The following is an 8,548-nucleotide window of genomic DNA, read 5'->3' as shown; positions in this document are numbered from 1 at the left end:
GTCGGAGGAAGACCGCGCCACCCGCGCGGCCCGCTACCTCGCCACCCGGATCGACCGCGCGACCTCGGCCGAGGACCGCCAATTGTCGATCTGGTCGAACGAGTCGATGAAATCCACCGCCTTCGATGATTTCCACCTCTCAGACCTCGAATTCGGCGTGCGCGCCCACCACGACCAGATCCGCCGCATTCTGCCGGTGACCCGGCTGAGCGCGGCGCCCGAGGAAGACCGGATTGCCGCCCTGAACGAAGATTTGCGTAGCGCTAGCGCGAATCCGTCATAATCTCTGGAAAAAAGACGATGCAAACGGGGAGATACGAAGGATGACCACACTCACGCGAAGAACCGCTCTCACCGCGATCGGCGGGGCGCTTGCCTTACCTTACGTCCGCCCCTCCTGGGCACAGGCGGGCACCGTCAACGTCTACAACTGGGCGGACTACATCGGCGAGACGACGCTCGCCGATTTCGAGGCGCAGACGGGGATCGGCGTTGTCTACGACACCTACTCTTCGGCAGAGGAGATGCAGGCCAAGATGCTCGCCGGCTCCACCGGCTACGACGTCGTTGACCATGCCGGCATCGACATGCCGCGCGCGATCGCCGCGGGGCTCTATGAAAAGCTCGACAAGACGCTCCTTCCGAATTGGAAGAACCTCGACCCCGACGTGCTGCGCATCCTCGCGGGCTGGGACCCGGACAACATGTACGGGGTGCCCTACATGTGGGGCTCGGTCGGCTTCACCTTCAACGTGGACATGGTCAAGGAGCGCATTCCCGACGCTGACATGACGACCATGGACCTCATCTTCAAACCGGAGAACGCCGAGAAACTCGCCGACTGCGGAATCTCCATCCTCGACAGCCCGTCCGACATCATGCTGATGGTGCTGAAATATCTCGGGCTCGACGGCGACACGACCAACGTCGAGGACTACCAGAAGGTCGTCGAGGCGTTCAAGCCGATCCGCCCGTACATCCGCACCTTCGACAACACCAACTACCTGAACGCGATCCCGAACGGCGAACTCTGCGTCATCAACAACTGGTCGGGCGACTACGCGACGGCGGCGACCCGCGCGGCCGAGGCCGGAATAGAGATGAATCTGGCCTACTTCGTGCCGAAGTCCGGCGCGCCTGCCTGGATCGACGTGATGTGCATCACCGCGGACGCTCCGAACCGCGAGAACGCCTACAAGTTCATGGACTTCATGATGCAGCCCGAAGTCGCCGCCGGGTGCACGAATTACACCTACTACGCCACCGGCAACCTCGCGGCGAAGGAATTCATCCTGCCCGAGATCCTCGAAGACCCGGCGGTCTATCCCGATGCCGACACGATCGGCCGGATGTGGGCGCCGAAGCCCTTCTCCGAAGAGCAGGACCGCGCGATGACCCGCGCCTGGCAGGAGATCAAGTCGGGCTGAGCACGCGCCTCCGTTCTCACGCCACATGAACCGGAGAGACCGCCCGTGCCCGAACCCGCCCGATCAGCCGACCAGCGGGCCGCCACCACCGTGGCGGCCTTTCCCGGTGCCCAGGTGCCGCAGACCGCGGTGAAGGAACCGCCCTTCATCCGCATCGACCATGTCACCAAGCGGTTCGGCACCTTCACCGCCGTATCGGACGTGACGCTGGAGATCCAGAAGGGCGAGATTTTCTCGCTCCTTGGCGGTTCGGGCTGCGGCAAGACCACCCTTCTGCGGGTGCTGGCCGGGTTTGAGGCACCGACCGAGGGCCGCGTCTTCATCGACGGGCAGGACATGACCGACCTGCCGCCCTATGAACGGCCCGTGAACATGATGTTTCAGTCCTACGCGCTTTTCCCCCACATGACGGTGGAAAAGAACGTGGCCTATGGCCTCAAGCACGAGGACATGACCCCGGCCCAGCGCGCCGAGAGGGTCCGCGAGATGCTCGATCTCGTGCAACTGACGGAGTTCGGACATCGAAAGCCGCACCAGATTTCAGGCGGGCAGCGGCAGCGCGTGGCGCTGGCCCGCGCGCTCGCCAAGCAGCCAAAACTCCTTCTCCTCGACGAGCCGCTCGCAGCGCTCGACAAGAAGCTGCGCGAGCACACCCAGTTCGAGCTGATGGAGATTCAGGAAAAGACCGGCACCACCTTTATCGTCGTCACCCATGACCAGGAAGAGGCGATGACGCTCTCGTCCCGCCTTGCGGTGATGGACAAGGGCCGGATCATGCAGATCGGCACCGCGACCGATGTCTACGAATACCCGAACTCGCGTTTCGTGGCGGGATTCATCGGCTCGATCAACTTCTTCGAGGCGAAGGTGCGCGCGACGGGAGGCGAGACGGTCGAGGTCGAGGTGCCCGACCTAGGAGGCATCGTCACCGCCCGTGCGATCCCGGGCCTGGCTCCGGGCCAGCCGATCACGCTCGCCGTGCGGCCGGAGAAGATCCACCTCTCCCGGATGCGGCACGACCTTCCGAACACCTTTCCCGGAACGGTGCAGAGTCTTGCCTATTTCGGCAAGGATAGTCTCTATCGCATCGCCCTGCCCTCGGGCCACGTCATGCTCGTCAACTCCGTCAACGCCCGCAGGACGGGCGAGCACGAGCGGGTCGCGGACTGGGAAGACGCGGTCTTCCTGTCCTTTGATCCCGCCGCAGCGATCCTGCTGAAGGACTGACGCATGGCCGGCGCCCATACCGACACCGCCTTCCAGCGCTGGTTCAACCGAAAGGGCTGGATCAACGTCACGATTGCAACGCCCTACGTCTGGCTTGTGCTCTTCTTCCTCTTGCCCTTCGTCATCGTCATCGCGATGAGCTTCGCCACGCGGACGCCGACGGCCCCGCCGTTCTCCTTCGGCGGCGAACACCCGGTGCTCAACACTGCGCATTACGCACGGCTCTTCCAGGACGACCTCTATGTCCGCGCCTACCTGACCTCGATCGTGAACGCCGGGATCGCCACCTTCCTTTGCCTGCTCATCGGCTACCCGATGGCGCTCGGCCTGACGCGCGTCTCGCCGGCCTGGCGCAACATCCTCCTCATGCTCGTCATCCTGCCGTTCTGGACCTCGTTTCTTCTGCGCGTCTACGCCTGGATCGGGCTGATGGGGACGAACAGCTGGTTCAACAAGCTCTTGACGACATCATGGAACTGGCTGGTGCCGACCGACTGGGCGCTGCGGTCGATCCCGATGATGAACACCAACTTCGCCGTCGTGCTCGTCATGGTCTATTCCTACCTGCCGTTCATGATCCTGCCGCTGTATGCCAACCTCGAAAAGCTCGACCGGACGCTGGACGAGGCGTCGATGGACCTCGGCTCGCGGCCGTTCCGGGTCTTCCTCGACATCACCCTGCCGCTTTCGGTGCCGGGCATCATCGCGGGCGGGCTTCTCGTCTTCATCCCGGCCTCGGGGGAACTGATCATCCCCTCGCTCGTCGGCAGCGCGCGCCAGCCGATGATCGGGCGTGTCATCTCGGACGAATTCGCCTCGGCCCGCGACTGGCCGATGGCCTCGGCGGTGTCGGTGGCGCTTCTCATGCTGCTCGTGGTGCCGATCATGCTCTACACGCACTTCGAGGGAAAATCGCACGAAAAGCGGAAGGAGGGCGCCTGATGCACCGCCGCTCAGCCTTCCTCGTGACCATGCTCTGCTTCGGCTTCGCGTTCTTCTACGTGCCGATCCTGTCGATGATCGTCTATTCCTTCAACGGGTCGCGGCTGGCGACGGTCTGGGGCGGTTTCTCGACAAAGTGGTATGTCTCCCTCCTGTCCAACCGGCAGATCCTGAACGCCGCGCTCCTGTCGCTGAAGATCGCGCTTCTAAGCGCGACGATTGCGACGATCCTCGGCACGATGGCAGGCATCGCGCTCGCGCGGTTCAAGCGGTTCCGGGGCCGCACGCTCTTTTCCGGCCTCGTGACCGCACCCCTCGTCATGCCCGAGGTCATCACCGGCATCGCCTCGCTCATGCTCTTCATCCTGATGGCCGAATGGATTGGCTGGCCGGCGAGCCGGGGCTTCACCACCGTGACGCTCGCCCACATCACCTTCTCGATGGTCTTCGTCACCACGATCGTCCACTCGCGCCTCTCCGAAGCCGATGCGGCGGTGGAGGAGGCGGCGATGGACCTCGGGTCGCGCCCCTGGCAGGTGATGAAGGACATCACCCTGCCGATCATCTCGCCCGCGATCGTGTCGGGGTGGCTTTTGGCCTTCACGATCTCGCTCGACGACGTGGTGATCACCAACTTCACCACCGGCCCCGGCACCACGACGTTGCCCATCCTGATCTGGTCGAAGGTGAAGCTGGGGGTCACGCCGGACATCAACGCGCTCGCCACGATCACCGTGCTGATCGTCGGCACAGGCGTGGCCATCGCCGGTTTCGTCCTGAACCGGGCCGAGAAGCGGCGCGACCGCGACGCGCGGATGGCCTACCAGGCGAACCAATGACAGGGACGGAGGACCTGCGCGCGAGCGCCGATCTTCATGCGGCGCTCGGTCAGCCGGGCTCGGGACGGCTGCGCTACGCTGCGGCGATGCATTTCTACGCAAAAGGCCTGATCGCGCCAGAGGTGCTGGAGGTCTATCGCACCTGCTCGCCACAGGACCGGGAAGATCCGGCGGCGCTTCTCGCCGCCCGGGGCCTCACCCTGGATGTGCCGCCGCCCGACGCCCCGGAGCTCGCGATCCGTCTCCTGATCGAGGAGATGGACCGCTACCTTGCCACCCTGCCGGGGCCCGGCGTGGCCGAGGTGCGGAGCCTTATCGCGCGCTGGCGCGACGGGCCGGTCACGACCGCGTCCCCTGCAAACGCTATCGTAGGCGAACACCTCGCGCCGGCACTCGCGGCGCTGACACCGACCCATCCGGCACTGGCCGCCGCGATCCGTGCCGCCGCGCCGCACCTCTCCTGGGTCACCTATGATTCCTACCCGCCCGAGGAGATCGGGCCGTCCTTCCGGCAGGGACATGCCTTCGCCTCGCTGATCGGCGAGGGCGCGGCGATCAAAGCCGATGACTTCGACCTCGGCCTCTTTCTCATCGCGCCGCATGTGCTCTATCGCGACCACGCCCATCCGGCGCCCGAACTTTATGCGCCGCTGACCGGCCCGCACGGCTGGCGTTTCGGCCCCGGCGCGCCGCTGACCGTGAAAGGACCGCACGAGCCGGTCTGGAACCTCCCCGAAGCACCGCATCTGACCAAGGTGGGCCCCACCCCCTTCCTCTGTGTCTTCGGCTGGACAAGGGACACGAAACATCCCGCACACGTCATCCCGGCAGCAGACTGGGCGGAACTCGAGGCGATGCGGATCGAAGGATGAACGATGGAACCGGTGGCAGGCGAACACTACCACGCGCAGATGATCGCGATGCTGGCGGCGATTTGGGGCGAAGGCTTCCTTTCGCCCGGAGGGCCGGAGGAGGTCGGGCGGCTCGTCGCCGGCTCCGACTTCGCCGGCCAGTCGGTGCTGGACATCGGCTGCGGCGCGGGCGGGATCGACATTGCGCTCGTGCGGAACCACGGCGCCGGCTACGTCTGCGGCATCGACGTGGAGGATACCGTGCTCGCGCATGCCCGCGCACTGATCGCGCGTGAGGGTCTCGGGCACCGGATCGGCTGCCTCAAGGTGTCGCCGGGCCCGCTGCCGTTCCCGCCCGCGACCTTCGACATCGTCTTTTCCAAGGACTCCATAGTCCACATCCCCGACAAGGCCGCCCTCATGGCCGAGGTGTTCCGGGTCCTCAAACCCGGCGGCCGCTTCGTCGCCTCCGACTGGCTCATCGGCGTGGACGGCGCGCCGTCGCCTGAGATGGCTGCCTATATCGCGGCCGAAGGGCTCGACTTCGGCATGGCGTCTCCCGGCCGCTACCGCGAGGCGATGGAGCGGGCCGGATTCGACCAGATCGAGGTCATCAGCCGCAACGCCTGGTATCGTCAGCAGGCGCGCGTCGAACTCGAACGGCTCAAGGGGCCGGTGGGCGCGGCCGCGGCAAAGACCGTCGGACAGGCGTTCGTGGACGAAAACATCGGTATCTGGAGCCGGATGATCCCGGTGCTTGATTCGGGCGAACACTGCCCCACGCATCTCAAGGCGCGGAAACCGGACTGAGCGGCCCTCCCCGGTTCGCCCATGTCGACGAAACTTGAATGGACAGGGTCCCGCCCGGCCCCTAGCATCCATCACGTCATCCCCAAGGAGGGTTCCATGCCACTTCCCCTCGCGCCCCTTGCCGGCGTCGCCATCCGTTACGGCGCGATTGCGCTCGTGGCCTATGGCGTGAAGCGCGCCCTTCGCCCCGGCCGCGTCGACCAGCGGGCCGAGGACGCCCTCGATGACATGGACGAGGGGCTCGGCCTGCATCGCCCGGCAGACCGTGGCCAGACCAACACGGCCGCACGCTTCCGCCGGGTGTTCCGCTTCGGCGAGACGGCGATCGAGATCGACGCCGCCGCGCTCGGTCGCCTGCGCATCCGTAGGATCTGAAGGGCACATGCGTCTGTATCACTCCCCGACCACGCCCTTCGGGCGCAAGGTGATGGTCCTCCTCGTTGAAACCGGGCAGGCCGGGGAAGTGGAGGTCGTCTCCACTTCCGGCACGCCCATCGACCCCGGCACCCAGCCGCTCGATGTGAACCCCCTGGGAAAGATCCCGGCGCTCGCGCTCGACGACGGCACCGCTCTTTACGACAGCCGGGTGATATGCCGCTATCTCGACGACCGGGCCAGAGCGGGCCTCTATCCGGAATCGCCGCGTCTCTGGCGCACGCTGACGCTGGAGGCCACGGCGGACGGCATTCTCGAAGCCGCCGTCCTCATGGTCTACGAGGGACGCCTGCGACCCGAGGAAATCCGCTTCGCCCCGTGGGTCGAGGGCCAGTGGGCCAAGATCGCCCGCGCGCTCGACCTGATGGAATCACGGTGGCAGGATCACCTCTCCGGACCGCTCGACATGGGTCAGATCGCGCTCGGCTGCGCGCTCTCCTACCTCGATTTCCGCCACGCCGCGCGCAACTGGCGCCAGGGCCATCCCCGCCTCGCCGAATGGCACGCGGGACTCGCGGCCCGCGACAGCATGAAGGCGACCGAGCCAGCGGGTTGAAGTGACGCTGTCGCTCGCGCCTTTCCTCACGGTCTGGGCGGTGCTGGCGATGAACATCGCCTCGCCGGGGCCGAACGTGCTCAATACAATCACCTCGGCAATGGGCTCTGGCCGCCAAGCGGGGCTCGCCTCCGCCGCGGGGGTCGCGCTCGGCATCGGATTTTGGTGCCTTGCGATGACGCTGGGCATGGCCGGTCTGTTCCAGGCCGTGCCGGTGGCACGCAAGGCGCTGACGGTTCTGGCCATCGGCCTCCTCCTGTGGTTTGCCAGCCGGTACCTGCGCACGGCCTGGACTGGCTGGCACCATGGCGCGGACCGCGTGGCGGGGCGCGCAGGACTCGCCCCTCGTGCGTCGTTTCTGCGCTCGCTTGCGGTCAACGCAACGAATCCAAAGGCGCTGACAACCTGGGTCTTGATCCTGTCGCTTTTTCCGGTGGCGGAGGCCCGCGCCGGCGACATCGCCGTTCTCGGCCTTGGCGCGGCCGCGCTCGCCTTTTCGATCCACGCGGTCTACGCGTTGGCCTTCTCCACCGCCCCCGCCGCCCGCATCTGGTCGCGCCTTTCCCCGGCGATCTCGGCCGGGGTCGGGCTCTTCTTCATCGCCTTCGCGGCAAAACTCATGGCCGACCTCGCCGCCTGACGCGGCGACGACACAGTGCCCTGCCAAGGCCCCAATGCGCCCGTTTGTCCGCTGGACGACCCCGCCATTGGCGGCTAATAACCGCCTCTGAAGGCTGCGGGCGACTGCGGCCCCGTTTTCGCAGGCCGTGCTTCGGCCAGAGAAAGGGAGAAAGGCACGTGTCCCACGCAGAAGATCACGCAGGCAGCCGGAGGGATTTCCTCTACTATGCGACGGCCGGGGCCGGCACTGTCGCCACCGGCGCCGCCGTCTGGACGCTGGTCGATCAGATGAACCCCTCGGCCGATGTTCAGGCACTTTCGTCGATCTTCGTCGATATATCGGGCGTCGAGGTCGGGACGCAGCTGACCGTCAAATGGCGCGGCAAGCCGGTCTTCATCCGCCGCCGCACGCAGGAAGAAATCGACGCCGCCCGGGCTGTCTCGCTTGACGATCCGACGATCGTGGACCGCAACTCGGAGAACGCCAACAAGCCGGGCACCGATGCCGCCGACGAGAACCGCGCGCTCGACGAAGCGGGCGAGTGGCTGGTGATGATGGGCGTCTGCACGCACCTCGGTTGTGTGCCGCTCGGCAACGGGGCGGGCGATTTCGGCGGCTGGTTCTGCCCCTGCCATGGCTCGCACTACGATACCTCGGGCCGCATCCGCAAAGGTCCGGCGCCGCGCAACCTCGACATTCCGATCGTCGCCTTCACCGACGACACCACGATCAAACTCGGCTGAGGGGGCTGATCCATGTCCGGTATTCCGCACGACCACTACGAGCCGAAGACGGGGTTCGAGCAGTGGCTTCACCGTCGCCTGCCGATCGTCGCGCTT

Annotated in this window: 10 protein-coding genes and 1 pseudogene; all 11 read left to right on the top strand. The window is 66.1% G+C overall.

Features of this window, described 5'->3' with window-relative positions:
- Window positions 1–283, top strand: a pseudogene (locus ACMUOO_RS15405) (aromatic ring-hydroxylating dioxygenase subunit alpha); the annotation flags it as partial.
- 40 nt (window positions 284–323) lie between these two features.
- Window positions 324–1,427 carry a polyamine ABC transporter substrate-binding protein gene (locus ACMUOO_RS15400; RefSeq protein ID WP_301920351.1) on the top strand — a complete coding sequence of 368 codons (1,104 nt, stop codon included), beginning with the start codon at window positions 324–326 and terminating at the stop codon, window positions 1,425–1,427.
- A gap of 45 nt (window positions 1,428–1,472) precedes the next feature.
- Window positions 1,473–2,654, top strand: coding sequence for an ABC transporter ATP-binding protein (locus tag ACMUOO_RS15395; RefSeq protein WP_301920352.1), 1,182 nt, complete (start codon window positions 1,473–1,475; stop codon window positions 2,652–2,654).
- 3 nt (window positions 2,655–2,657) lie between these two features.
- The gene (locus ACMUOO_RS15390; protein WP_301920353.1) at window positions 2,658–3,596 is read left to right on the top strand and encodes an ABC transporter permease; all 939 of its coding nucleotides are present in this window, start codon (window positions 2,658–2,660) and stop codon (window positions 3,594–3,596) included.
- Window positions 3,596–4,435: an ABC transporter permease subunit gene (locus tag ACMUOO_RS15385; protein WP_301920354.1), complete on the top strand. Its 840-nt coding sequence runs from the start codon at window positions 3,596–3,598 to the stop codon at window positions 4,433–4,435. The genes ACMUOO_RS15390 and ACMUOO_RS15385 overlap by 1 nt, the downstream gene beginning before the upstream one ends.
- Window positions 4,432–5,307 carry a dimethylsulfonioproprionate lyase family protein gene (locus tag ACMUOO_RS15380; RefSeq protein WP_301920355.1) on the top strand — a complete coding sequence of 292 codons (876 nt, stop codon included), beginning with the start codon at window positions 4,432–4,434 and terminating at the stop codon, window positions 5,305–5,307. Before ACMUOO_RS15385 ends, ACMUOO_RS15380 begins: the two co-directional genes overlap by 4 nt.
- Window positions 5,308–5,310: 3 nt before the next feature.
- Window positions 5,311–6,096, top strand: coding sequence for a methyltransferase domain-containing protein (locus tag ACMUOO_RS15375; RefSeq protein ID WP_301920356.1), 786 nt, complete (start codon window positions 5,311–5,313; stop codon window positions 6,094–6,096).
- Window positions 6,097–6,192: 96 nt separating this feature from the next.
- On the top strand, window positions 6,193–6,471 hold the full coding sequence (locus ACMUOO_RS15370; RefSeq protein WP_301920357.1) for a hypothetical protein: 279 nt from the start codon (window positions 6,193–6,195) through the stop codon (window positions 6,469–6,471).
- 7 nt (window positions 6,472–6,478) lie between these two features.
- Window positions 6,479–7,087 carry a glutathione S-transferase gene (locus tag ACMUOO_RS15365; protein WP_301920358.1) on the top strand — a complete coding sequence of 203 codons (609 nt, stop codon included), beginning with the start codon at window positions 6,479–6,481 and terminating at the stop codon, window positions 7,085–7,087.
- A 1-nt stretch (window position 7,088) separates the two neighbouring features.
- On the top strand, window positions 7,089–7,727 hold the full coding sequence (locus ACMUOO_RS15360; protein ID WP_301920359.1) for a LysE family translocator: 639 nt from the start codon (window positions 7,089–7,091) through the stop codon (window positions 7,725–7,727).
- 158 nt (window positions 7,728–7,885) lie between these two features.
- Entirely contained in the window at window positions 7,886–8,452 is a 567-nt protein-coding gene (gene petA, locus ACMUOO_RS15355) for a ubiquinol-cytochrome c reductase iron-sulfur subunit (RefSeq protein ID WP_301920360.1), read from the top strand.
- Window positions 8,453–8,548 lie beyond the last annotated feature (96 nt).

It is taken from the genome of Albidovulum sp., assembly GCF_041919395.1.
Lineage (GTDB): Bacteria > Pseudomonadota > Alphaproteobacteria > Rhodobacterales > Rhodobacteraceae > Albidovulum.
Note: the sequence above shows the minus strand (reverse complement) of the source record. Positions and strands in the feature narration are given on the sequence as shown.